19 protein-coding genes are annotated in these 24,082 nt (G+C 58.8%); 13 read left to right on the forward strand and 6 right to left on the reverse strand.

What is annotated here, in order from left to right:
* Positions 1-44 precede the first annotated feature (44 nt).
* Positions 45-1,337 carry a CitMHS family transporter gene (locus CKW31_RS20735; protein ID WP_095099399.1) on the reverse strand — a complete coding sequence of 431 codons (1,293 nt, stop codon included), beginning with the start codon at positions 1,335-1,337 and terminating at the stop codon, positions 45-47.
* A gap of 129 nt (positions 1,338-1,466) precedes the next feature.
* Between CKW31_RS20735 and CKW31_RS20740 the strand changes: the two genes are divergently transcribed.
* The 6 genes from CKW31_RS20740 (at position 1,467) to efeO (CKW31_RS20765) (ending at position 8,257) form a co-directional block, all read left to right on the forward strand.
* Positions 1,467-2,375: a LysR family transcriptional regulator gene (locus CKW31_RS20740; protein WP_095099401.1), complete on the forward strand. Its 909-nt coding sequence runs from the start codon at positions 1,467-1,469 to the stop codon at positions 2,373-2,375.
* Positions 2,376-2,433: 58 nt separating this feature from the next.
* Complete coding sequence (gene ampC, locus CKW31_RS20745) at positions 2,434-3,582, forward strand: class C beta-lactamase (protein ID WP_095099404.1); 1,149 nt, start codon at positions 2,434-2,436, stop codon at positions 3,580-3,582.
* Positions 3,583-3,837: 255 nt separating this feature from the next.
* Entirely contained in the window at positions 3,838-4,701 is an 864-nt protein-coding gene (efeU, locus tag CKW31_RS20750; protein ID WP_095099409.1) for an iron uptake transporter permease EfeU, read from the forward strand.
* An 8-nt stretch (positions 4,702-4,709) separates the two neighbouring features.
* On the forward strand, positions 4,710-5,918 hold the full coding sequence (gene efeO, locus CKW31_RS20755; protein WP_095099413.1) for an iron uptake system protein EfeO: 1,209 nt from the start codon (positions 4,710-4,712) through the stop codon (positions 5,916-5,918).
* Positions 5,919-6,083: 165 nt separating this feature from the next.
* Positions 6,084-7,400, forward strand: coding sequence for an iron uptake transporter deferrochelatase/peroxidase subunit (gene efeB / locus CKW31_RS20760; RefSeq protein ID WP_095099417.1), 1,317 nt, complete (start codon positions 6,084-6,086; stop codon positions 7,398-7,400).
* Positions 7,401-7,438: 38 nt separating this feature from the next.
* On the forward strand, positions 7,439-8,257 hold the full coding sequence (efeO, locus tag CKW31_RS20765; protein WP_087273658.1) for an iron uptake system protein EfeO: 819 nt from the start codon (positions 7,439-7,441) through the stop codon (positions 8,255-8,257).
* A 212-nt stretch (positions 8,258-8,469) separates the two neighbouring features.
* On the opposite strand, the gene CKW31_RS20770 is transcribed toward efeO (CKW31_RS20765), so the two are convergent.
* Complete coding sequence (locus tag CKW31_RS20770; RefSeq protein ID WP_095099420.1) at positions 8,470-9,138, reverse strand: polysaccharide lyase family 7 protein; 669 nt, start codon at positions 9,136-9,138, stop codon at positions 8,470-8,472.
* A 530-nt stretch (positions 9,139-9,668) separates the two neighbouring features.
* Here CKW31_RS20770 and CKW31_RS20775 point away from each other — a divergent pair.
* From CKW31_RS20775 to CKW31_RS20795, 5 genes are read left to right on the forward strand one after another with little or no spacing between them, the layout of a single operon-like run.
* Positions 9,669-10,121 (forward strand): MarR family winged helix-turn-helix transcriptional regulator, encoded by a 453-nt coding sequence (locus tag CKW31_RS20775; protein ID WP_087273662.1) that lies wholly within the window; start codon positions 9,669-9,671, stop codon positions 10,119-10,121.
* Positions 10,118-12,205 carry an FUSC family protein gene (locus CKW31_RS20780; RefSeq protein ID WP_176469935.1) on the forward strand — a complete coding sequence of 696 codons (2,088 nt, stop codon included), beginning with the start codon at positions 10,118-10,120 and terminating at the stop codon, positions 12,203-12,205. Before CKW31_RS20775 ends, CKW31_RS20780 begins: the two co-directional genes overlap by 4 nt.
* Complete coding sequence (locus CKW31_RS20785; protein ID WP_027902485.1) at positions 12,202-12,411, forward strand: DUF1656 domain-containing protein; 210 nt, start codon at positions 12,202-12,204, stop codon at positions 12,409-12,411. The genes CKW31_RS20780 and CKW31_RS20785 overlap by 4 nt, the downstream gene beginning before the upstream one ends.
* Positions 12,408-13,307 carry an HlyD family secretion protein gene (locus CKW31_RS20790; RefSeq protein ID WP_095099423.1) on the forward strand — a complete coding sequence of 300 codons (900 nt, stop codon included), beginning with the start codon at positions 12,408-12,410 and terminating at the stop codon, positions 13,305-13,307. Before CKW31_RS20785 ends, CKW31_RS20790 begins: the two co-directional genes overlap by 4 nt.
* A complete protein-coding gene (locus tag CKW31_RS20795) occupies positions 13,304-14,743 on the forward strand; it encodes an efflux transporter outer membrane subunit (RefSeq protein ID WP_095099426.1) in 1,440 nt (479 codons plus the stop codon). The genes CKW31_RS20790 and CKW31_RS20795 overlap by 4 nt, the downstream gene beginning before the upstream one ends.
* A gap of 773 nt (positions 14,744-15,516) precedes the next feature.
* Here CKW31_RS20795 and CKW31_RS20805 read toward each other — a convergent pair.
* Positions 15,517-16,539 carry a transporter gene (locus tag CKW31_RS20805; RefSeq protein ID WP_095099432.1) on the reverse strand — a complete coding sequence of 341 codons (1,023 nt, stop codon included), beginning with the start codon at positions 16,537-16,539 and terminating at the stop codon, positions 15,517-15,519.
* A 196-nt stretch (positions 16,540-16,735) separates the two neighbouring features.
* Positions 16,736-17,563, reverse strand: a complete 828-nt coding sequence (locus CKW31_RS20810) for an aldo/keto reductase (protein ID WP_095099435.1) — start codon at positions 17,561-17,563, stop codon at positions 16,736-16,738.
* Positions 17,564-17,930: 367 nt separating this feature from the next.
* Between CKW31_RS20810 and CKW31_RS20815 the strand changes: the two genes are divergently transcribed.
* A complete protein-coding gene (locus CKW31_RS20815; RefSeq protein WP_095099438.1) occupies positions 17,931-19,547 on the forward strand; it encodes an inorganic phosphate transporter in 1,617 nt (538 codons plus the stop codon).
* Here CKW31_RS20815 and CKW31_RS20820 read toward each other — a convergent pair.
* On the reverse strand, positions 19,535-20,440 hold the full coding sequence (locus CKW31_RS20820; RefSeq protein ID WP_095099759.1) for a LysR family transcriptional regulator: 906 nt from the start codon (positions 20,438-20,440) through the stop codon (positions 19,535-19,537). The two genes, CKW31_RS20815 and CKW31_RS20820, sit on opposite strands and share 13 nt — an antisense overlap.
* 285 nt (positions 20,441-20,725) lie before the next feature.
* Between CKW31_RS20820 and CKW31_RS20825 the strand changes: the two genes are divergently transcribed.
* Entirely contained in the window at positions 20,726-21,931 is a 1,206-nt protein-coding gene (locus CKW31_RS20825; RefSeq protein ID WP_371856795.1) for an MFS transporter, read from the forward strand.
* Here CKW31_RS20825 and egtB read toward each other — a convergent pair.
* A complete protein-coding gene (gene egtB, locus CKW31_RS20830; protein ID WP_095099444.1) occupies positions 21,928-24,078 on the reverse strand; it encodes an ergothioneine biosynthesis protein EgtB in 2,151 nt (716 codons plus the stop codon). The two genes, CKW31_RS20825 and egtB, sit on opposite strands and share 4 nt — an antisense overlap.
* Positions 24,079-24,082: the final 4 nt, after the last annotated feature.

Below are 24,082 nucleotides of genomic sequence, written 5' to 3' on the forward strand. Positions count from 1 at the left end.
CCACATAGGCCCCGTGTATGCAGCGCGACTTCGGGGGGCTCCGGTCAGAACACACCCAGCAGCAGCGCCGTCAGGGTCATCAATACCGAGGCGGCGAACAGGAACGGAATGGTGAAACGCTGGTGGTCAGCCAATTCGATCTTGCACAGGCCCACCAGCAGGAACGTTGCCGGGGTCAGCGGGCTGACCGGGAAGCCGGTGGTGTGTACGCCAAGCAATGAGGCCTGGGCCACTTGCAGCGGATCGACGCCCAGCGCCTTGCCGACTTCGGCAATCACCGGCATGACGCCGAAATAGAACGAGTCCGGATCAAACAGCATGCTCAGCGGCATGGAGATAAAGCCCACGACCATCGGGATCAGCTTGCCGTGACCCGCAGGAATCTGCGCCACCGCCACTTCGGCCATGGCCTTGAGCATGCCGGTGCCTTGCATGATGCCGGTGAACACCCCGGCCGCGAGCAGGATGCTGGCCATGGTCAGCGCGGTTTTGGCATGCGCATCGATACGAGCCCGCTGGGCGTCGACGTTCGGATAGTTGATGCACAACGCGACGACCGTGCCGAGCATGAACATCACCACCGGATCCACCAGGCCGGAAATCATCACGCCCATCACTGCGATGGTCAGGATCAGATTGAGCCCGAACAGGCGCGGGCGACGCAGGATCTCTTCGTGATCAGCCAACACCCGCTTTGGCACTACGTCCACGTTGGTGCCAGCCCCCAGGCCGAGGCGTTTTTCTTCCCGACGACCGAGCATGAAGGCACAGAAGAATACGAATGCCAGCCCCACCAGTTGCACCGGGATCAGCGGCTGGAACAGGTCCGCCACCGGCACATGCAAGGCCGCAGAAGAACGCAAAACAGGGCCGGTCCACGGTAAAAAGTTGACCCCGGCGGCCATGGCCGTCACGCAGGCCAGAATGCGTTTATCCATGCCGAGTCGTGTGTACAGCGGCAGCATCGCCGGGATGGTCACCAGAAAAGTCACGGCCCCGGAGCCGTCCAGATGCACCAGCAGCGCCAACAGTGCGGTGCCCATCACAATGCGTGTCGGCCGAGTACCGACGGTGCGCAAAATGCGGTCGATGATCGGGTCGAGCATGCCCGCGTCGGTCATCACCCCGAAGAACAGAATGGCAAACACGAACATACCCACCACAGGGGCGACGTTCTTGATGCCGGTGATGATGAAGCCGCTGGTTTGCAGACCGAAACCGCCGATGAGGGCAGCAATAATCGGTAAGGCAATCAGTGCGACGAGGGGTGAGAGGCGTTTGCTCATGACGGCAGCGAGCAGACAGAGAATGGTAATGACACCGAGCGTGGCGAGCATAGGTACTTCCTGTTCGTCATCCTGTCCGCTGGCGCGGCGAATGAGCTGTTGTTGTTTTCAACGAGTATTGAAAACACAGGTAAGCTTTGTAAATTGAAATGTTCAGCACCCTGTATTCGGAAAAACAAAATGAATAACTCGAATGCGAAGAACTCCATCCAGCACATCCGCGCCTTTCTTGCGGTCGCCCACAGCGGTAGCTTTGCCAAGGCCGCGCTAAAACTGAATCTGAGCCCTTCGGCACTGACCGTGCAGATCCAGCAACTCGAAGAATGGCTCGGCGTACCGTTGCTGGAGCGCAGCCCGCGCCATGTGAGCCTCACCGCGGCGGGGCAAAGCAACTTACTGCCCATGGAGAAATTGCTGCTGGACCTGGACAACATCGTCAGCGGCGCTCGCGATCTGGCGGCATTGCGCCGTGGCGTAGTCACCATCGCCGCCCTGCCCTCCATGTGCTCCAGCACCTTGCCGCCCGTACTGCGCCTGTTTCGTGATCAGTTCCCGGGCGTCGAAGTACGCTTGCGCGATGTGGTGGCGCAACGCATCGACGCGCTGGTCCGGGAAGGTGAAGTAGATTTCGGTTTGGGAGTCCGCGCGCGAATGGGCCACGGCCTGGACTTCGAAGTGGTACTGACCGACCGTTTGTGTCTGTTCCTGCCGGCCAATCATCCGCTGGCCAGACACACGTCAATAAAACTTGAAGAGCTGGCCGATCAACCGATTATTCTGACCGGTCGGGACAGCAGCGTGCGCGAGCGAGTGGAGCAATTGTTCGCCGATGAGCAACTGACACTGGTGCCCGGGCTGGAAGCCAATTACATGTCCACAGTGCTGGCGCTGGTTCGTCAGGGCCTGGGGATGACGCTGTTGCCGGAGTCAGCTGATGAAGGCCGGGATGATATGGTTTGCGTCCCGGTGGACCATCCTGGTGTCAATCGAGACATCGGTTTGATCACCCGAAGCGGCCGGGGCTTGAGCCCGGCGGCACGGCAGTTTATCGAGCTTCTGAGAAACACCTTGCGACAGAACGTTTACTGAAGGCCGATCCTCCAACTGTTTATTTGCCCTCCCCTGAATGGAATCCAAGGAAACCCCGATGCATTCACTCCCCACTTTGCTGATGCTCGCCTTCAGCCTCTCGTTCACTCACCTGGCAGGGGCTGCCCAGGCTGAGCCGGAATTTGATGCCAAAGTGCGCGACGCCGCCTCGCAGGTCATGCAGCAATACAACATTCCCGGCATGAGCATCGCCGTAACGTCCAATGGGCAACAGCATTTCTACAACTATGGCGTTGCTTCAAGAGAAACAGCCCAGGCTGTCAGCAGTGACACGCTGTTCGAGCTCGGATCAATCAGTAAAACCTTCACGGCGACCCTGGCGACGTACGCCCAGGCCAACGGCCAATTATCCCTTGGCGATCATCCGGGCAAATACCTGCCGCAACTCAAGGGTAGTGCTTTCGGCAACGTTAGCCTGATCAATCTGGCCACTCATACGGCAGGCGGCTTTCCCCTGCAGGTGCCCAACGAGGTGCAGAACAACGAGCAACTGATGACGTACTTGCAGGCCTGGCAACCGCAATACCCGGCAGGCAGCAAACGCACCTACGCCAACCCGAGCATCGGCATGCTGGGGATGATCACCGCCAAGGCGATGAACACCCCGTTCGAGCAGGCAATGGAACAGCAACTGTTCCCAAAACTCGGACTGACCAACAGCTATCTGAATGTGCCTGCCGACAAGATGAGCTTGTACGCGCAGGGCTATAACAAACAGGACGCACCGGTCCGTTTGCAGAGCGGTGTGCTCGGCAATGAAGCCTACGGGATGAAATCCAGCAGCAAGGATTTATTGCGTTTCGTTGAGCTGAACATCAACGCTGGCAAGACAGACAGTGCGTTAGCCAAGGCGATTACTGATACGCATGTGGGTTATTTCAAAGTGGGGAAAATGACTCAGGACCTGATCTGGGAGCAGTACCCCTACCCGGTCACTGTTGAGACGCTGCAGGAGGGCAACTCGTACAAGATGGCTTTCGAAACCCAGCCTGCCAGCCCGATCAATCCGCCGCTCGAACCGCAGCAAAATGCCTGGATCAACAAGACCGGATCTACCACTGGCTACGGCGGCTATGTGGCATTTGTTCCGGAGAAGAAAGTCGGCATCGTGATTCTGGCCAACAAGAATTACCCCAATGAAGCGCGGGTGAAGTTGGCGCATGAGATTTTGCGGGAACTGAAATAACCACTCTATCCCTGTAGGAGCTGCCGAAGGCTGCGATTGATTTTACCTGACACACCGATTCGCAGCCTTCGGCAGCTCCTACAGGCATCTCTCCCCACCTGAACCCCACCTGAATAAAAAATCCAAATACGATCCAGCGCGAAAAAACAACTATGCGCATTCAATAATGAGTATCATTATGTTACGCATTGTTTCAGGCGTGTGTCTTTTATCGCCCTGAAGCAGATCAGCCTAATGCATTAACCCTGGTGAAACATGCTCGTTCCTTTTTTGATCATGCTGCGCGAAGGGATTGAAGCCGCGCTTATCGTTGGCATCATTGCCAGTTACCTGAAGCAGACCGGCCGTGGCGAGTGGATGCCGGCCGTGTGGATTGGCGTATTCCTGGCCGTCGCCCTGGCGCTGTTTGTCGGCGGCGGACTGGAACTGGTCAGTGCCGAATTCCCGCAGAAGCAGCAGGAATTGTTTGAAGGCGTCGTCGGCCTGGTGGCTGTGGTGATCCTCAGCTCCATGGTGTTCTGGATGCGCAAAGTGGCGCGTTCGATCAAGCACGCTCTGCATGAATCTCTCGACGCCGCCCTCGCGGGTTCGAAAAACCAGACCTACGCGTTGATTGCCATGGTGTTCTTTGCCGTGGCCCGCGAAGGGCTGGAAACGGTGTTTTTCCTGCTTGCCGTCTTCCAGCAGAGTGAGGGAGCCAGCGCACCACTGGGCGCCCTGCTCGGCCTGATCCTCGCAGTGGTGATCGGTTTCGCCATCTACAGCGGCAGCATGCGTTTGAACCTGAGCCTGTTCTTCCGCTGGACCGGGCTGTTCATCCTCGTGGTGGCGGCCGGGATTCTCGCCAACTCGGTGCAGGCGCTGCATGAAGCCGGGGTCTGGAACCACTTGCAAACCGTGGTCTTCGATATCAGCGCAACGTTGCCGATGGATGGCCCAACAGGCTCGGTACTGGCGGGCATGTTCGGTTATCAGGACGCGCCGACTATCAGCACCCTCAGCGCTTACCTGATTTATCTGATCTTCGCGCTGGTGCTGTTTTTTATGCCCCACGCTCGGGTAGTGAATTTGCCCACCCGACCGGCGCATTCGCATCCCTCTTCCGCTACAAACGAATAAGGCAATCCATGTCGAATCGTCCTACAGGGCTTTCAGATAAAGCCAAGCCACCTCGCGCCTTGAAATTGGCTGTCGCCGGTTCCGTGGTGCTCATGATCGCTGCGGGCGGGCTGTTTTATTACGCCTCGCAAAGCGCGACCAAAAAGCGCGCCGCCAACAACAGCGCCGAGACCGTGGTCACCATTCATGCCCATGCCTGTGAGCCCAATGCGCTAACTGTGCCAGCGGGCAAGAACGCCTTCCGAATCGTCAACCGTTCCGAGCGGGCCGTTGAATGGGAGATTCTCGATGGCGTGCTGGTGATTGAAGAACGGGAAAACATTGCGCCAGGTTTGAGTCAGGTGATCAATGCCAACCTGCAACCCGGCGACTACGCGATCACCTGCGGACTGTTGAGCAATCCGCGCGGCACCCTACACGTGACGCCGACCGCCGAGTCGGAAGCCAATGCCAAGGCGCGCCCTTCGATGGTTGCTTTCATCGGTCCGTTGTCGGAATACCGGGTTTACCTGAGCACCCAGGGTTCGGCGCTGATCAAGGCGGTGAACGCCCTTCAGGATGCTATCGCAGCGGGCGACTTGAGCGCGGCACAGGCGGCCTATCTTCCGGCCCGGGCGGCTTATCAGCGTATCGCCCCCGCTGCCCAGCGTCTGGCAGAGCTGGATAACGCAATCAACGCCCGCGCCGACTACTACGAAAAACGCGAGCAGGACCCAGGATTCAGCGGCTTCCATCGCCTTGAATATGGACTGTTCGACCAGCACAGCGTTGAAGGCCTGCTCCCGGTGGCGCAGCGTCTGCAAACCGACGTCACCACGCTCAAGCAGCAGTTGCTGGCGCAGAACATGGCCCCCGAACAACTGGCCAGCGTCATCGCCCGCAACATGCGCAGCCTCGCCGAAATCCGCAGCAACGGCGAAGAGGAACGCTACAGCCACAGCGATCTGAACGGCTTCGTTGCCAACCTGGAAGGCACCCGCAAGGTCATCGAGTTGCTGCGCCCGATGCTGGCAAAAAGTGCCAAGTCGCTGCTGGAGCAGATCGATGCCGCCGCCGCTGCGCTGGACACCGAATTGAACGGCCTGAGCACGGGCACCGGCATGCGCCCTTACGACCAGGTGGATGCAGAGCAACGCAAGTTGATCGCCAGCAAAGCCAACGCCCTGGCGGATGCGCTGGGCGGGATAGATCAGGCGCTTGGCCTTTCGGGGCTCTGATACTAAGACAGCAACTCTCTGAGTTCAATGCGCCCCTGTGGGAGCGGTGCTTGCCCACGATAAGGCTGGACGCGGTTCACTTTAGATCGCGTCGCCCTTATCGCGGGCAAGCACCGCTCCCACAGGTAACCACCAAACAACTGATTTCGAGAAAGACCACTAGCCATGAACGACTCAGACAACAGCAACGCCCCACAATCCGTACAACGCCGTCGAGTGCTGCTAGGCCTCGGTGCTGCGGGTGCGGCTTTGGCTGGCAGCAGCCTGAGCGGCAACGTATTGGCAGCCGCTCCGGCACAGGTGACTGAAGCGCCGAATAGCGAAAAGACCGCTGACCACAACGAATTCTACGGCATCCACCAGACCGGGATCGTCAACCCGCGTCCGGCGTCTGGCATGCTGGTGGCGTTCGATGTATTGGCCGCCGACCGGGAAGACCTGGAGCGTCTGTTTCGAACGCTGAACGAGCGCATCACGTTCCTGATGACCGGCGGAACAGTGCCGCAGATTGATCCGAAGTTTCCACCTGTGGACTCCGGCATCCTCGGCCCGGTCGTCACGCCGGATAACCTGACCATCACCGTTTCGGTGGGCGACTCGCTGTTCGACGAGCGCTTCGGCCTCGAAAGCGTCAAGCCCAAGCGTCTAAGCCGCATGGTCGGCTTCCCCAACGATGCGCTGGAAGCGGACAGCTGCCATGGCGACTTGAGCATTCAGTTCTGCGCCAACAGCGCCGACAGCAACATCCACGCCCTGCGCGACATCGTGAAAAACCTGCCGGACCTGCTACTGGTGCGCTGGAAGCAGGAAGGCACGGTGCCGCCGCAAGCGCCGAAGAAACCCGGCCAGCCACCGGAAAGCGCCCGTAACTTCCTCGGTTTCCGCGACGGCTCGGCCAACCCGGACTCCAATAACCAGAAGACCATGAACGAGCTGGTCTGGGTGCAACCGGGCAGCGACGAACCGGACTGGGCCGTCAATGGCAGCTATCAGGCGGTGCGGATCATCCGCAACTTTGTTGAGCGCTGGGACCGCACGCCATTGCAGGAACAGGAAGCGATTTTCGGCCGGGTCAAAACCACCGGCGCGCCCATGGATGGCAAGGTAGAAACCGATGTGCCGGACTACGCCGCCGACCCTCACGGCAAGAAAACCAGACTGGATTCCCATATCCGTCTGGCCAACCCGCGCACGGCTGAAAGCCAGCGCAACCTGATCCTGCGTCGCCCGTTCAACTACTCCAACGGCGTCAACAAGAATGGCCAGCTCGACATGGGCCTGCTGTTCATCTGCTACCAGTCCGACCTCGAAAAAGGCTTCATCACCGTGCAGACCCGCCTCAATGGCGAACCACTGGAGGAATACCTAAAGCCGGTGGGCGGTGGGTACTTCTTCACCCTGCCCGGCGTGATCAACGACCAGGACTTCATTGGTCGCTCACTGCTTCAGGCTTCGGCCAAATCCGACACCAAAACTGCGTAATGACTACCCCTTAAAGCCACCTCAACAGGAAGAGTCCCATGAAGAAGTTGCCTTTTGCTTTGCTGCTCACCGCCGGTCTGCTGCAGACCCCGGTCTTCGCCGCCACTGCGCCGCTGGACCTGGTAGGGCCGGTTTCGGACTACAAAATCTACGTCACCGAACAGATCGGCGAGCTGGTCAGCCACACCCAGAAGTTCACTGACGCAGTGAAGAAAGGCGACCTGGCCACCGCTAAAAAACTGTACGCGCCGACCCGCGTGTTCTATGAAGAAATCGAGCCAATGGCTGAGCTGTTCAGCGACCTGGACGCCTCCATCGACTCCCGTGTTGATGACCACGAGGCTGGCGTGAACGCCGAAGACTTCACCGGCTTCCACCGCCTGGAATACGCGCTGTTCTCGCAGAACAGCACTAAGGATCAGGGCCCGATTGCTGACAAGTTGATGGCTGACGTGAAAGACCTGGAAAGCCGCGTTGCCGGTCTCACCTTCCCACCTGAAAAGGTTGTAGGCGGTGCAGCTGCGCTTTTGGAAGAAGTTGCTGCAACGAAGATCTCCGGTGAGGAAGACCGTTACAGCCACACTGACCTGTATGACTTCCAGGGCAACATCGACGGCGCGAAGAAAATCGTCGACCTGTTCCGCCCGCAAATCGAGAAGTCCGACAAGGTGTTCGCTGCCAAGGTCGACAAGAATTTCGCCACCGTGGACAAGATCCTGGCCAAGTACAAGACCAAAGATGGCGGTTTCGAGACTTACGACAAAGTGAAAGAAAACGACCGCAAAGCGCTGGTCGGCCCGGTTAACACCCTGGCTGAAGACCTGTCGACCCTGCGTGGGAAGTTGGGATTGAATTGATTTAACCCGATCTGTGAGATCGGGTGGGGAATTGATCTAATCCATCCTGTAGGAGCGGCGTGGGACCGGCTTTAGCCGGGAAGAGGCCAGTGCAGTCGACAGATATGCAGTGTGAGGAATAACGCCTTCCCGGCTAAAGCCGGTCCCACGTCAACTTGCGGATATCCCACAGGGGTTATGCATCCCCTGTGGGATATCCACCAAGCCTGCCTTCACGCCTTCTTGTCGTGATTGATGATCAGCTTGTAAAACGTTGCAGCCCCGCCTTCGGTGGCATACCCGGTGTTGTCCTGGGTATAAACACCCGCCTTGAAGTACAGCAACTTGTCTTTCCACGTAGCATCCAGCTTGGCACCCCAAGCAAAGTCAGCCGCATTCACTGTCAGATTGCCTGCAGGCGTCAGGTGGATGCTGTAGCTGAACCTCACGTTCAGCGGCACGCCGGAAGCAATGTTGATGACTTCGATTTCAGCGTCCGGGCTACGGCGGAATTTAGCGACGATATTGCCGGTCTGCAGTTTTTCCTTGAATTGATACTCGACCTTGAGCAACGGCTCGGTGCTCTGGAAAGCGTGAATCTGACCGATGACAATTTTGCCGGTTGAAGGCACTTGATTGACCGTGAGTGCAGCGCGCAGGAAATTGTCTGCCTGGGAGTAAGTCCAGTTGTAGACCTTGCCGTCCGCTGTCGTCTCTCGCAGTTCCGTCCGCGGGAATTTAGCGTTCTCCGTCTTGGACCCGGTTACCGGAGCCCAGAAGAACAATGTATTGCCAGAACGAAAATAACCATCCTGATACCCCTGAACCAGTTTAGGGGTATCAATAATCACGGATGGAGTGCCTACAGGAATGGAAAGGTTCCAGGTGGCGAGGTCGATCATCGCATGCTCACAAGGTGCGGCCAGCGCACCGACAAAGGTCTCTAAACCGGGCGCTTGAGCTACCGGATGGCTTCGTCTGGCGTATCGGCTGAATCGATTTTTTTGTGAGCAACACGCGACACTGAATTGGCGTCAATAAAACAGCGCTCCGCATTAAAGGCCACTATTTCGATATCAACGCTCGAATCAGGGCTCATGTCCTCCCCTGCCCTGCAAGCATCATCAAATATGGAAACTGCGAAATGAGAACCACGTCAGTTTTTTGGACGTGCGTTCTGTAATGGCTGCTTTACGGTTAAAAAAACATAAATAAATGCCGACCAACGGTATGAAAATAATCAAATCGAACGGCACTTTTTTGATTAAACCCTGTCGGCCGACGTGATTTTTTCACGAGTGTTAGTGCATCCGCTCATCAAGCCGATTGGCGATTCGGACTTGACTGTAAGACTTTGTTACAGGATTATAGTTAGCAAGCTAATTATGTTGTCACGAACAATATCCTCGCTAACTAATTTCCCGGTTCTTTTATGTCCCTCGATTCACTGCAGATGAGCATCAGCAGCGGCATGGTCGCTTCGTCCCGACAATGGCGCCGCATCTGCCACAACACACTGGTGCGCTATGGCGTTTCCGAAGCCTGTGCTGCGCCGCTGTTGATGATTCTTCGCTTGGGCGATGGCGTGAATCAGGTCACGGTGGCCCACGCAGCAGGCATGGAAAGCCCGACGCTGGTCCGTCTGCTTGACCAACTGTGCAATGCCGATATCGTTTGCCGCACTGAAGACCCGTCGGATCGTCGGGCGAAATCCCTGAGCCTTACCGAAAATGGCCGGGTGGTCGCGCTGGCCATCGAAGACGAGTTGCTGCGCTTGCGCCGCGAGGTACTTAAAGGCGTGGCCAAGGAAGACCTCGAAGCGACTTTGCGAGTGTTCAAGGCGTTCAGTGATGCGGCCAATCAAGACAGCGCGGGGTCGCTTTGAAAGATTTCTTCGCAGGCGTGCCACCCGCACGCGACTGGTTCTATGGCGTCCGGACCTTCGGCGCGTCAATGCTGGCGCTGTATATCGCGCTACTCATGGAAATGCCGAGGCCCTACTGGGCGATGGCGACGGTGTACATCGTCTCCAGCCCGTTCGTGGGTCCGACCAGCTCCAAGGCGCTGTACCGGGCAATCGGTACGCTGACCGGCGCAGCGGCGTCGGTGTTCATTGTGCCGATGTTCGTGCAGACGCCATTTCTGCTCGCCATCGTGATTGCCCTCTGGACCGGCACGCTGCTGTTTCTGTCGCTGCATCTGCGCACCGCCAACAGCTATGCGCTGATGCTGGCCGGTTACACCATGCCGCTGATCTCCTTCCCGGTGGTGGATAACCCGCAGGCAGTGTTTGAAATCGCCGTATCGCGGACCGAAGAGATCTTTCTCGGCATCGTCTGCGCCGCCGTGGTCGGCAGCATTTTCTGGCCGCGCCGCCTGGCGCCGGTCATGCAAGGCTCGGCAGATAAATGGTTTAGCGATGCCTCGGCCTACTGCGACCGCTTTCTGTCACGCAGCGCCAACGCTGAAGAAGTCGGCACCCTGCGCAGCTCGATGGTCGGCACCTTCAATACCCTCGAACTGATGATCGGCCAGTTACCTCATGAAGGCGCCCGCAAACAAACGGTGCGCAACGCCAAAGAGCTGCGGGGCCGCATGATCCACCTGCTGCCGGTGATCGACGCCCTGGACGATGCTTTATGGGCATTGGAGCGACGCACGCCGGAACTGGTCGCAAATCTCGCGCCGCTGTTGATCGAGACGCGCGCCTGGCTGGAAAACACCGCCAGTGGCCTGCAGACAAAACAATGGGAGACGTTGCATGGCGAGCTGGATCGCCTGCAACCCAGCGCGGCGCAGCTTGATGATCGCCGTCAGTTGTTGCTGTCCAACGCGCTTTACCGCTTGGGTGAACTCATCGATCTGTGGCAGGACTGCCGAACCTTGCAGCACGCCATCAAGACCGACGACCAGACACCATGGCGCGCCGTTTACCGGCATTGGCGGCTGGCGCGCATCACGCCGTTTCTGGACCGCGGGCTGATGCTTTATTCGGTGATGACTTCGGTGCTGGCGATCATCGTTGCTTCGGTGCTGTGGATTCTGCTGGGCTGGACCGACGGTGCCGCTGCCGTAGCGCTGGCGGCCGTGTCGTGCAGCTTCTTTGCGGCCATGGACGATCCGGCCCCGCAGATTTACCGGTTCTTCTTCTGGACCATGCTGTCAGTCGTTTTCGCCAGCCTGTACCTGTTCGTGGTGCTGCCCAACCTGCATGACTTCCCGATGCTGGTGCTGGCCTTCGCGGTGCCGTTTATCTGCGTCGGTACCCTGACCGTGCAGCCGCGCTTCTATCTGGGCACCTTGCTGACCATCGTCAACACCTCGTCCTTTGTCAGCATTCAGAGCGCCTACGACGCAGACTTTTTGAACTTCATCAACTCCAACCTGGCCGGTCCGGTGGGCTTGCTGTTCGCGTTCATCTGGACACTGGTCATGCGTCCGTTTGGCGTCGAACTGGCAGCCAAACGCCTGACCCGCTTCAGCTGGCGCGACATTGTTGCCCTGACCGAACCCGCGACACTGGCTGAACATCGGGCCATGGGCGCACAGATGCTCGACCGATTGATGCAACAACTGCCGCGTCTGACCATCACCGCGCAAGACACCGGCATTGCCCTGCGCGACCTGCGCGTGGCGCTGAATCTACTGGACATGCTGGCCTGGTTACCAAGGGCGCACGCGGGGCAACAGCTGTTGCTGCGCCAGGTCGTCGAAGAAGTCGGCAGCCACTTCCAGGCCTGCCTGAAAGCCGGTGAACGCCTGCCAGCGCCCAAAGGCATGTTGATGACCATGGACCGCGCACGCCGCGCCCTGACCGTTGAAATGCTGGGCGAAGAACCGGCCCGCCTGCATCTGCTGCATGCCTTGAGCGGTCTGCGTCTGGCGCTGTTGCCCGGCGTGGAAGTGGTCAATGCCGCGGCCGAAACCGAAGAATTACCGCCCCATGGCCTCGACGGAGCGTCCCTATGATTGGCGATCTGGACATCAGCGGGGTCTTCGTACCCACATTTCTCGCGCTGATGGGCATCACCTATTTACTGTTTCTCGGGGTCCACGCGGTGTTATCGCGCACCCATTTCTACCGTCTGGTCTGGCACCGGGCATTGTTCAACGTAGGTCTATACGCTTTGTTGCTCGGCGCCGTGGATACTCTCAGTCGATACCTGATGAAATGAAAAAACCTCTGCTTACTTTGGGCCGCGTGGTCCTGACTCTGCTGGTCGTGACCTTCGCTGCCATCGTCGTGTGGCGCATGGTCATGTATTACATGTACGCCCCCTGGACCCGCGACGGGCACATCCGCGCCGACATCGTACAGATCGCGCCGGACGTCTCCGGGCTGATCGAAAAAGTCGAAGTCGGTGACAACCAACTGGTCAGCAAAGGCCAGGTGCTGTTCACCATTGACCAGGACCGCTTCCGCCTGGCGTTGCGCCAGGCCAAGGCCACGGTAGCCGAGCGTCAGGAAACCTGGGAACAGGCCCGCCGCGAGAACAAGCGTAACCGTGGCCTCGGCAATCTGGTGGCCCGCGAGCAACTGGAGGAAAGCCAGTCCCGGGAAGCCCGCGCCCTCTCCGCCTTGCAGGAATCCCAAGTGGCGGTGGATGCCGCGCAACTGAACCTCGATCGCTCGGTGATCCGCAGCCCGGTAGACGGCTACCTCAACGACCGCGCACCTCGTGCCCACGAGTTCGTCACCGCAGGTCGCCCCGTGTTGTCGGTGGTCGATGGCGCTTCATTCCACATCGACGGCTACTTCGAAGAAACCAAGCTCGACGGCATACATATCGGCCAAAGCGTGGACATCCGCGTGATCGGCGACAACGCCCGCCTGCGTGGCCATGTGGTGAGCATCGTCGCCGGTATCGAAGACCGCGACCGTACCAGCGGCTCCAACCTGCTGCCCAACGTCAATCCGGCGTTCAGTTGGGTACGTCTGGCCCAGCGCATTCCGGTGCGCATCGCCTTCGACGAAGTGCCGGACAACTTCCGCATGATCGCCGGGCGCACCGCCACGGTGTCGATCATCGAAGACAGCCAGGCAATTCACACAGAGGAGACCGGCCAATGACACACCTCACGCGCCTGACGGCAACGGTCGGGCTTGGCTTGCTGCTGTCGGCGTGTCAGATGGTGGGACCCGACTACCAACTGCCCAAGGACGCCGCGATCAACCGTCCGGACCTGCAAGGCGAGTTGGCCGGAGAGTCGATCAATACCGTTTCCGCACCGGTCCCTGCTGACTGGTGGCGTCTGTATCAGGACCCACGTTTGGATCAACTGGTGCAGCAGGCCATGGCCTCCAATACCGACCTGCGCATCGCCGCCGCCAACCTGCAACGCGCCCGCTACCAGAGCTCCGAGGCCGAAGCGGCAGGCGGTTTTACCACCAGCGCCAAAGCCGGTGCGCAGCGCCTTCAAGAGTCCGGCGAAGCGTTTTTGCTGTCCGAGAAAGTCCCGGTGGGTAACGTCGGCGATGTGGGCATTACTACGTCATATCAGTTCGATTTGTTCGGCACCCTGCAACGAGGCATTGAAGCCGCCAACGCCAACGTTGATGCTGCGCAAGCCGCCGCCGACACCGCACGCATCACCTTGGTTGCCGACGTGGTTCGCGCCTACACCCAGGTCTGCGCCGCCAACGAAGAGCACGACATCGCCATGGAGTCGCTGAGCCTGCAAAAGCAGAGCGTCAGCCTGACCCAGCGTCTGCGTGACGCCGGGCGTGGTGATGAAACTCAAGTAACGCGCTCGGAAACCCAGTTCAAATCCTTGAGCGCGGAATTGCCGCGTTACGAAGCCTTGCGTCAGACCGGTCTGTATCGTTTGTCGATGCTGCTGGCCAAGCCGCTGGATCAGTTACCGGCGGGCGTGAGCACGTGTAATGAATTGCCGCATATCGCTCAGGTGATGCCGGTGGGTGATGGTGCCGCGCTGCTCAAGCGTCGCCCGGATGTACGTCAGGCAGAACGGCGTCTGGCAGCATCGACCGCTGAAATCGGTGTGGCGACGGGTGAGTTGTACCCGGACATCAGCATCGGTGCGACCGTCGGTACCGTGGGTCTGCTGGAAAACCTGGGCAAGCCGGTCGCCAACCGTTGGGGCTTCGGCCCGTTGATTAATTGGACGGTACCGTCGAACGGCGCTCGCGCCCGGATTCATGAGGCCGAGGCGTCGAGCCAGGCGGCATTGGCGCGATTTGATGGTGTGGTGCTCAATGCCATAAGGGAAACCCAGACGGGTCTGGCGCAATATACGGCGCTGTTGCAACGCCGTGATGCGCTGACCGATGCGGCGCAATCGGCGGAGCAGGCGGCGGACCAGACGCATCGTTTCTTCCAGGCCGGACGGGCTTCGTTTCTGGCTGATTTGCAGGCGACCCGGACTTATACGGATGTGCGGGCGCAGTTGGCGACGGCCAATACGCAGGTGGCAATGGGGCAGATTGATCTGTTTCTGGCGTTGGGTGGGGGTTGGGAGAGTAGCGGCTCGGCGCCTAAGCCCTGAGTCTTTCGCGTACGTGTAGCGGCTTGTGTGCATATCCGTTTTTGCGGTGTGGCTGATATTGGTTGCGCTTTTACAGCGCGTCACTTTTGAAAGGAGCCCAAAAGTAACCAAAAGGCTCTTGCCCCACCACTGGGTGCCTCGCTGTCGCTCGGCATACCCGTAATCCGACATTGCTGCGTGGGGCCGCCGCCATCGGCCATCCATGGCCTGAGGCGGCTAAACCGGCATCCCTGCCGGTTTGCCCCACGCAGCAATATCGAATTCCGGCCGGCGTGGTTTAACGGGGCGCTTAAGATCAAAAGCAGATCAAAAGCAGCGGTTTCACCTCGGACTGTAGCAGCGAAATTGTTCGCGAGACGTACCCACAGCCAACGCATTTGTTCTTTGACACACCGCTTCGCAGCCTTCGGCAGCTCCTACAGAAAACCGGTAAATTCACAAATTAGGTCGGCTGGCAGGCCGCCGCGCTTTTGATTTTGGGCGCCCCGTCAAACCACGCTGGCCGAACGCAGATTCTGAAGCGTGGGCAACCCGGCAAGGATGCCGGGTTAGCCGCATTGGGCCATGGATGGCCCGTTGCGGCGGCCCACGGTTCAGGATCTGCGGGCGGGCATCCCGAGCCTAGGCGAGGGACCGAGTGGTGGGGCAAGAGCCTTTTGCTTACTTTTGGGCTCCTTTCAAAAGTGAGGCGCTGTAAAAGCGCAACCAATATCCGCCATTACCCCAATAACGGATATGTACTCAAACCACCTAACGCGCGAAAGCGCAAAAAACTACCCCTGATCCCGATTCTTGCGAAACGCCCACCGCCCCGCTATCACCGTAAACGTCGCCACCAACGCCACCAACACCCAGAACCCCTCCGGATCGCTCGCCAGCGGAATACCGCCGACATTCATCCCGAAGAAACCCGCAACGATGTTGATAGGCAGCGCAAGCACAGTCACCACCGTCAGCGTAAACAGCGTACGGCTGCTCTGCTCATTGAGGTTCGCGGCGATTTCTTCCTGCAGCAACTTGATGCGCTCACCCAACGCCACCAGATCGCTGATCACCAACGCCGACTCCTCCGTCGATTGCCGCAATTCCTTGACGTCCGCTTCCAGCAACCAGTCAGGCGGGCGATGCAGCAAGCGCATCAGCGAACCCGGCTCCAGCGCCAGGAGACGTTGCAGGCGCACCAACACCCGCCGCATGGCCCCCAACTCCGAGCGGTTATTGCTCAAGCGTTGCGACAGCAATTGGTCTTCGATCCTGTCGACACTCAGGCTGGTCTTGCGCAGAAACTGAGTCAGCACTTCGCCCTGATCGCGCAACAGATGCACCAGCAATTCCAGCGGCGAACGAAACCGCTCGCCGCGTTTGACTGAAGAACGCAGCTTGTCCACCGAACGCAAGGGATGCAGCCGGGCCGTGATCAGGAGGTTGTGATGAGTGCAGACCCACAAAGTCGAAATGTCAGTCGACAACATGTTGAAGTCGAAGACCACGTCGTTGACCACCGCCAGCAGAGCAGAGTCCACATGTTCGATACGGGTCGAGCGTGAGCCTTCATGCAAGGCTTCGAAGAATTCCTCTGGCAGGCGCAGGTTGGTTTTCATCCAGCGCTCACACGCCGCATGGGCCAGATTCAGGTGCAGCCAGATAAATTCATCACTGCTGTCGCTGGAGTGCAGACACTGCAGTGCAGCGGCGGACCCAATTTCCCGGCCGCTTTCACCGGGTTTGAAACTGAAGCCATAAAGCAGGCCGAACAGATCTGAATCCTGGTGGTTCTGCACGATGCTTTGGTTCATGAATGCTCGCTGGCCGTGATGCGCCGGGTCCGTGGCAAAAGGACGAAGTGCGCATCATCGCAAGCTGTTGTTGCAGTTTTGTTGCATTATCGATTCATTTCCGTGGGACCGGCTTTAGCCGGGAAGGCGATATTTCTAACGATACAAATGCATCGCCTGTACCGAACTCTTCCCGGCTGAAGCCGGTCCCACGACGTCAAACCATCGCCAACGGCATTTTGCGGCTTGGCACCGGCCAGGCTCTGTCGATGTCAGCGAGGTCTTGCGGCGTAAGCACCAGCTCAGCCGCAGCAGCATTGAGCTCGATGTGTTTCGGTGTGACCGCTTTGGGAATGGCGATCATGTTGCTCTGACGCAATACCCACGCGAGGCTGATCTGCGCCGGCGTCGCGTTGTGCCGTGCAGCGATTTCGTGCAGCGCCGGGTGGTGCAGCAGGTTGCCGGCCTGCCCCTGACCAATCGGGCAGTACGCCATGGTCGGCAAGTTGTTGGCTTGTGCCCAGGGCAGCAGGTCGAACTCGATGGCACGGTCTTCCGGGTTGTACAGAATCTGGTTGGTGGCGCAGGCCGAATTGTTCAGTTCCAGCAGGTCAGGCACGTCGAAGTTCGACACGCCCCAGCGGCCGATCTTGCCCTCTTCACGCAGACGTTCGAAGGCTTCAACGGTTTCTTCCAACGGGTAGGAGCCCGGCCAGTGCAGCAGGTACAGATCGATGTAATCGGTTTTCATCCGCTTGAGACTGCGCTCGCAGGCAGCGGGAATGCCTGAGCGGCTGGCGTTGTGTGGGTAAACCTTGCTGACCACGAACACGCGGTCGCGCTGACCGGCAATGGCCTCACCAACGATTTGTTCGGCGATGCCGTCGGCATACATTTCAGCGGTGTCGATCAGGTTAAGGCCCAGTTCGATGCCCTGACACAGTGCGCGGATTTCGGCAGAGCGCATGTCCTGACGCTCGCCCATGTGCCAGGTGCCCTGGCCAATAACCGGAACCTGTTTGCCCGCTAATTCGAGAGTGCGCATGGGGAAAGCCTGCAAGTCAGTTAAATGATGAGGTGTGAGGCAGTGGAACCGGGAAAGGGTTCACTGCGATGAGCAAAAACCGGCCTGAGGCTTGGAAGGCGTATGCATTTTTTAATTGGAATGCGGCCCTGTGGGAGCTGGGCTTGCCCGCGATACATGAGACGCGGTTTGAAGACACACCGCGTTATCACTTATCGCGGGCAAGCCCGGCTCCCACAGGGGACTGCATTCCAAATCAAGAAAGCTGTTGGTGCATGCCGATCATCCGAAAACGCCGACTATTACCGGGATCATTGACCTGTGTAGCAACTCGGTAACATTTTGTAATGAACATGGGCAAATCCATTCGTCAACAGGATCAAGCACCATGGCAACCAGCACGTTAGCCCCGGACTCCTTTGAACAGGCCCGAGACTCAAAACCTCAGCTCCACCGCAAGCCCAGCACGCTGACGATGGTGGTTTTCTTCGCCATTCTTGCCACCGGTTTGTTGTTCACGGCCTACAGCCTGAAGCAAGACGTGGATGATCTGGGCACCGTGGTGACCACCTGGACGCCCTTTCTGTTGCTGGGCGTGGCCTTGCTGATTGCCTTGGGTTTCGAGTTCGTCAACGGCTTCCATGACACCGCCAACGCGGTTGCCACGGTGATCTACACCCACTCGCTGCCACCGGGCTTTGCCGTGGCGTGGTCCGGGTTGTTCAACTTTCTCGGCGTGCTGTTCTCCAGCGGGGCGGTGGCGTTCGCGATTATTGCCTTGCTGCCGGTCGAGCTGATTTTGCAGGTGGGCTCCGGCGCTGGTTTTGCGATGATCTTTGCACTGTTGATCGCTGCGATCATCTGGAACCTGGGTACGTGGTGGCTGGGACTGCCCGCCTCCTCTTCGCACACCTTGATCGGCTCGATCATCGGCGTGGGCGTCGCCAATGCCTTGATGCATGGTCGCGATGGCACCAGCGGCGTTGACTGGTCTCAGGCGACCAAGATCGGTTATTCGCTGCTGCTTTCACCTTTGGTAGGGTTCGGGTTTGCTGCGCTGTTATTGCTGGCGATGCGCATGTTCATCAAGAACCGCGCGCTCTATAAAGCGCCTGAAGGCAATACTCCACCGCCGTGGTGGATTCGCGGCATGCTGATCGTCACGTGCACCGGCGTGTCGTTCGCCCACGGTTCCAATGACGGACAGAAAGGCATGGGCCTGATCATGCTGATCCTGGTCGGCACATTGCCAATGGCCTACGCCCTGAACCGCACCATGCCTGCCGATCAGTCGCTTCAGTTTGCTGCCGTTGCCGAAGTCACCCAGCAGGCACTCACTCGCGCCGCACCACTGCCCGCACCCGCTGATCCACGGCAGACGCTGTCGCAATATCTGGTCAGCAAACAGGAAACTCCCGAACTGATTCCGGCCCTGGCGGTGATGGCGGGCAAGATCGGTATTCAGGTCAAAGGCTACGGCTCACTGTCGAAGGTTCCCGCCGAAGCGGTGGCTAACGTGCGTAACGATATGTACCTGACGTCGGAAACCATCCGCGTGATGGAGAAAAACAAGGTCGGCAATTTCGACGCGGATACACAGGACAAGCTCAAGCTGTTCAAAGACCAGATCGACAGCGCAACCCGTTTCATTCCGACCTGGGTGAAAATCGCGGTAGCCATCGCCCTGGGCCTTGGCACACTGGTGGGCTGGCGGCGCATCGTGGTCACCGTCGGCGAGAAGATTGGCAAGACCCATATGACGTACGCCCAGGGCGCCTCGGCAGAAGTGGTCGCAATGCTGACCATCGGTGCCGCCGACATGTACGGCCTGCCGGTGTCGACCACTCACGTGTTGTCGTCCGGTGTCGCGGGCTCCATGGTCGCCAACGGCTCGGGCCTGCAATTGCGGACCTTGCGTAATCTGGCCTTGGCCTGGGTGTTGACCCTGCCTGCTGCGATTTTGCTATCGGGGTCGCTGTACTGGGTGTTTACTCAGATCTTCTGATCGCCGCCTGCGGGTAATAAGTGCTCTTTGAGAAAATCGATCAAGGCACGCAACTTCGGAGATGCATGCTGGCTCACGGGCCATAGCATCCAGAGAGTGCCGTGGCTGAGGGTGAAATCTTCCAGCACGACCTGCAGCTCGCCGCGCTGCAACGCGTCATTGACGACGAAATCCGCTAGGTAGGCGATGCCCATTCCCTGCCTGCACAGGTGATAAAGGGAATGGGTGGTGGTGCAGGTCGCTGCTTTTTTCACGCTTGGGACAGGCAGACCGTCAACACTGCGCAATGGCCAGGGCTCGATTTTGCCGGTGGCGGGAAACTTGTGCAGCAGGCCGACATGCCCTGCCAGATCGCCGGGCGTGGAAGGCACGCCATAGCGTTGCAAGTAATCCGGGGACGCAACCAGCATCAGGCGAAAGTCCCCCAGATGCCGCGACGCCAGTCGTGAGTCCTGCAGCGTGCCGGTGCGAATCACCGCATCAAAGCCCTCCTCGATGATGTCTACCATGCGATCCGACAGGTCGATGTCCAGCTCAATGTCCGGATAGCGACGCATGAATGCGGTCAATGCCGGCATCATCAAACCATCCTGCAACGGCACGCTGATATGCAGTTTGCCTCTGGGCTCAGCGGTGAAATGCGAAAGCTCCAGCTCCGCGGCTTCGACCTCTCCCAGTATTCGCCGACACCGCTCAAGAAACAGTGAGCCTTCGGCAGTCAGGGTGATGCTGCGTGTGCTGCGATGAAACAGGCGAACCCCAAGGCGCTGTTCCAACCGCGCAATGCTCTTGCCGACCGCAGAGGAAGAAACCTCCAGCGTGCGGGCCGCGGCGGTGAAGCTGCGCGTCTGTGCGACCTGCACAAAGATTGCGATGCCACTGAGACTGTCCAGTCGTGTGCTCCTTATAAAATATTTGTCTGAGTTGAAATGCGATTTCCTTGTGGGAGCGGTGCTTGGTCTGGGCGGCATTCCGACGATAAGGCTGGACGCGATCTGGCGTGAACCGTGTCTGCCTTATCGTCGGAATGCCGCCCAGACCAAGCACCGCTCCCACATGGAAATGCATTTCAATTTCATAATTTGATTACGGACACATCTGTCCGCTATAAGCGGAACCTTAGCCTGTTTTTCCGCTAACCACAGCCCATTAATCTGGCCCTCTTTTCAACCGGGCTCATGGTTATGACTGACAACACGCTGGACCTTATTGATAGATCAACCGCAGAGCGGCTGCCGTGGGCGGCGTTGCTGGCATTGGCCATGGCCGGTTTTCTGACCATTCTTACCGAGGCGTTGCCTGCAGGATTACTGCCCTTGATGAGCACTGACTTAAAGGTATCGCCCACTCTGGTGGGGCAACTGATTACGGTCTATGCCGTGGGCTCGCTGCTGGCGGCCATTCCGCTGACGGCCCTGACCCGTAATTGGCGGCGCAGGCCATTGCTGTTGATTGCCATCGCTGGTTTTGCCGTGGTCAACAGCATCACCGCGCTCTCCAATGACTATGGCGTAACGCTGGTTTCGCGATTCTTCGCCGGCGTTTTCGCAGGCTTGCTCTGGTCGCTGCTGGCCGGTTACGCCAGCCGTCTGGTGCCTGAACATTTACGTGGGCGCGCTATTGCGGTGGCCATGGTGGGAACGCCGTTGGCGCTGTCCATCGGCATTCCGGCCGGGACGCTGCTGGGTTCAGTCATCGGTTGGCGCTGGGCGTTCGGGATCATGAGCGTGCTGAGTCTGATCCTGGTGATCTGGGCACGTCTGAGCCTGGCGGACTTTCCTGGCCAGACCCAACAGCAACGCCTGTCGATCCGTCAGGTGTTCGTGCTTCCCGGTCTTCGTTCAGTGTTGTTCACCACCCTGACCTTCGTTCTGCCCCATAACATCCTCTACACCTATATCGCGCCGCTGCTGGAACCCGCCGGTTTATCCGAACAGATCGACCGGGTGTTGCTGGCTTTTGGTGTCGCGGCGCTGGGAGGGATCTGGCTGGTGGGGGTGCTGATTGATCGCTGGCTGCGTGAACTGGTACTGATCAGCATCGTACTGTTCCTGTTCACCGCCTTGGCTTGGGCGGTCAACGGTGAAAACAATCAATTGATTTATCTGTATGTGGCCCTATGGGGGCTGGCATTCGGAGGTGCGGCAACCCTGTTTCAGACCGCGTCGGCGATCACTGGCGGTGCCGCCGCCGATGTCAGCCAATCGATGATCGTCACTGTATGGAATCTGGGCATCGCCGGTGGCGGACTGGCCGGAGGTTTACTGCTGCAAAGCTTCGGTGTGCAGTCCTTCAACTGGCTGGTTTGCCTGCTGCTGATCGGCGCCCTGATCGTCAGCGCCAGCGCGCATCGCGCTGGCTTTCCTTCCTCCAGACAGACTTAAGCGTGCAGCGTGAACAACGCCACTTCAGGTTCATCGCTGACCCAATGCTGACTCACTGACCAACCCGCAGCGGCGGCCAGCGCGGTGAACGACTCTACGGTGAACTTGTGGGAGTTCTCCGTGTGCAGCCGCTCACCCACGCCGAAGTGGAACGTGTGCCCCGCCACCGAAGCCACTTGCTCCACACGGCTGACCAGATGCATTTCCATGCGCTGGTCCTGATCGTTCCATAGCGCCAGATGCTCAAAGTCATCAACGTTGAAGGTGCCGTCCAGTTCACGGTTGATACGGGTCAGCAGATTCTTGTTGAAGCGTGCGGTGACACCCTGGGCATCGTCGTAAGCCGCAACCAGGGTGTCCGGTTCTTTGACCAGATCCACACCGACGATGAAGTGCGCGTTTTCACCCAGCAGGCTATGGGCAGAACGCAGGAACTTCACCGCCTGCTCGGGAGTAAAGTTGCCAATGGTGGAGCCGGGAAAGAAACCGACCCGAGGCAAACCGTCAGCCGCCCTTGGCAATTTCAGGGCACGGGTAAAATCGTCGACCTGCGGCGCCACCGTCAGATGCGGGTATTTATTGCTGAGCTGATGAGCCGCCCGATTCAGGGCATTGGCGCTGATATCAATCGGCACGTACACCGCAATCTGCGGAGCGGCATCCAGCAACAGACAGGTTTTGTCGCTGGCACCACTGCCAAACTCCACCAAAGCAGCACCCTGCGGAACCAGCCCGGCCATTTGCGCGGCAACATCGGTCAACAGCCGGGTTTCGGCGCGAGTCGGGTAGTATTCAGGCGTCTTGCAGATGGCTTCGAATAGCTGTGAGCCCGCTGCGTCGTAGAAGTATTTCGGCGAGAGATTTTTCACCGGGGAGGACAGCCCACCAATCACATCGCGGGCGAACTCGCTGTCGTGAAGGTTAACCACTCCTGGCTGGCGGCTGTCCCGGGCCAAGCGCAGGCCGGAAACCACCCATCGCTTTTCCGGGTGGAAGAAGTTGCGATAGGTCGCGCGGGAATGGCTAGGCGACGTGACGCTCGCTCCACCACGTAATACCATCTGGTTAATCATGAACTTGCCGTTGTATTCCCCTACCGCACTGGCTGCCGGACGAAATCCCGGATAGGCGCTGTATGAGCTTTGGGTCCACTGCCAGGCCACGTCATCCACCTGTTCCAGCAAACCGGCAACCACGGCCGCCTCCCATTCAGCTTCAGTAGGCAATCGTGCATCAGCCCAATGCGCATAGGCCGCTGCTTCGTAGTAGCTGATGTGGGTAACAGGTGCGTCCGGATCAATTGGCTGAAGGCCCCGCAACGTCATGCAGCGCCAGCCGTGGGTTTCATCGTGCTGCCAGTACATTGGCGCGTTCCAGGCGTTTTCCTGAACGATGCTCCAGCCCTCGGAAAGCCAAAGTCCGGCCTGGCTGTAGCCACCTGCATCGATGAATTTCAGCCACTCGCCATTGGTCACCAGCCGATCACTGATCTCGAAAGACTGTAAATACGTGGTGTGCCGCGGGCCTTCGTTGTCGAAAGCGAAATCGGTGCCTTGATGGCCTATCTCGGTCAGGCCGCCCTTGAGCGGTTTGTAGCGGCCCCGTCGACCAGCCGTATCTTTGGGCCAGGCAGGGTCATAAGCCGGTTTGAGGGACGACGTACTGAACAGATGCAGGATATCCATCAGCAGCAATTCCTGATGCTGCTCCTCGTGGGCAAGGCCCAGTTCGATCAGGCTGCTCAAGTCTTGGGGTAGCGTACTTTGCAGCAGGAGGCCCATGTGCTGGTCGACATGTTCGCGATAAGCCATGACCTGATCAACTCCCGGGCGAGTCATCAAGCCACGCTGCGGACGTGGATGGCGCGGGCCGACGGCTTCGTAATAAGAGTTGAAGAGGTAACCGAACACCGGGTCGAAAGGCTCGTAGCCCGGTACGTTTTCGCTGAGCAGGAACGTTTCGAAGAACCAGGTGGTGTGTGCCATGTGCCATTTTGCCGGGCTGGCATCGGGCATGGACTGGACCACCATGTCTTCGGCGCTCAACGGCGCGGCCAGGCTTTGGGTTCGGCTGCGCACGTTCTGGTAGCGCTTGAGCAATTCGTTGGCAGCAGAAGTCTGGCGAGGCTCGCGTGAGGGGCTGATCATCAGT

It is taken from the genome of Pseudomonas sp. Irchel 3A5 (genome assembly GCF_900187575.1).
Taxonomy (GTDB): Bacteria; Pseudomonadota; Gammaproteobacteria; order Pseudomonadales; family Pseudomonadaceae; genus Aquipseudomonas; species Aquipseudomonas folii.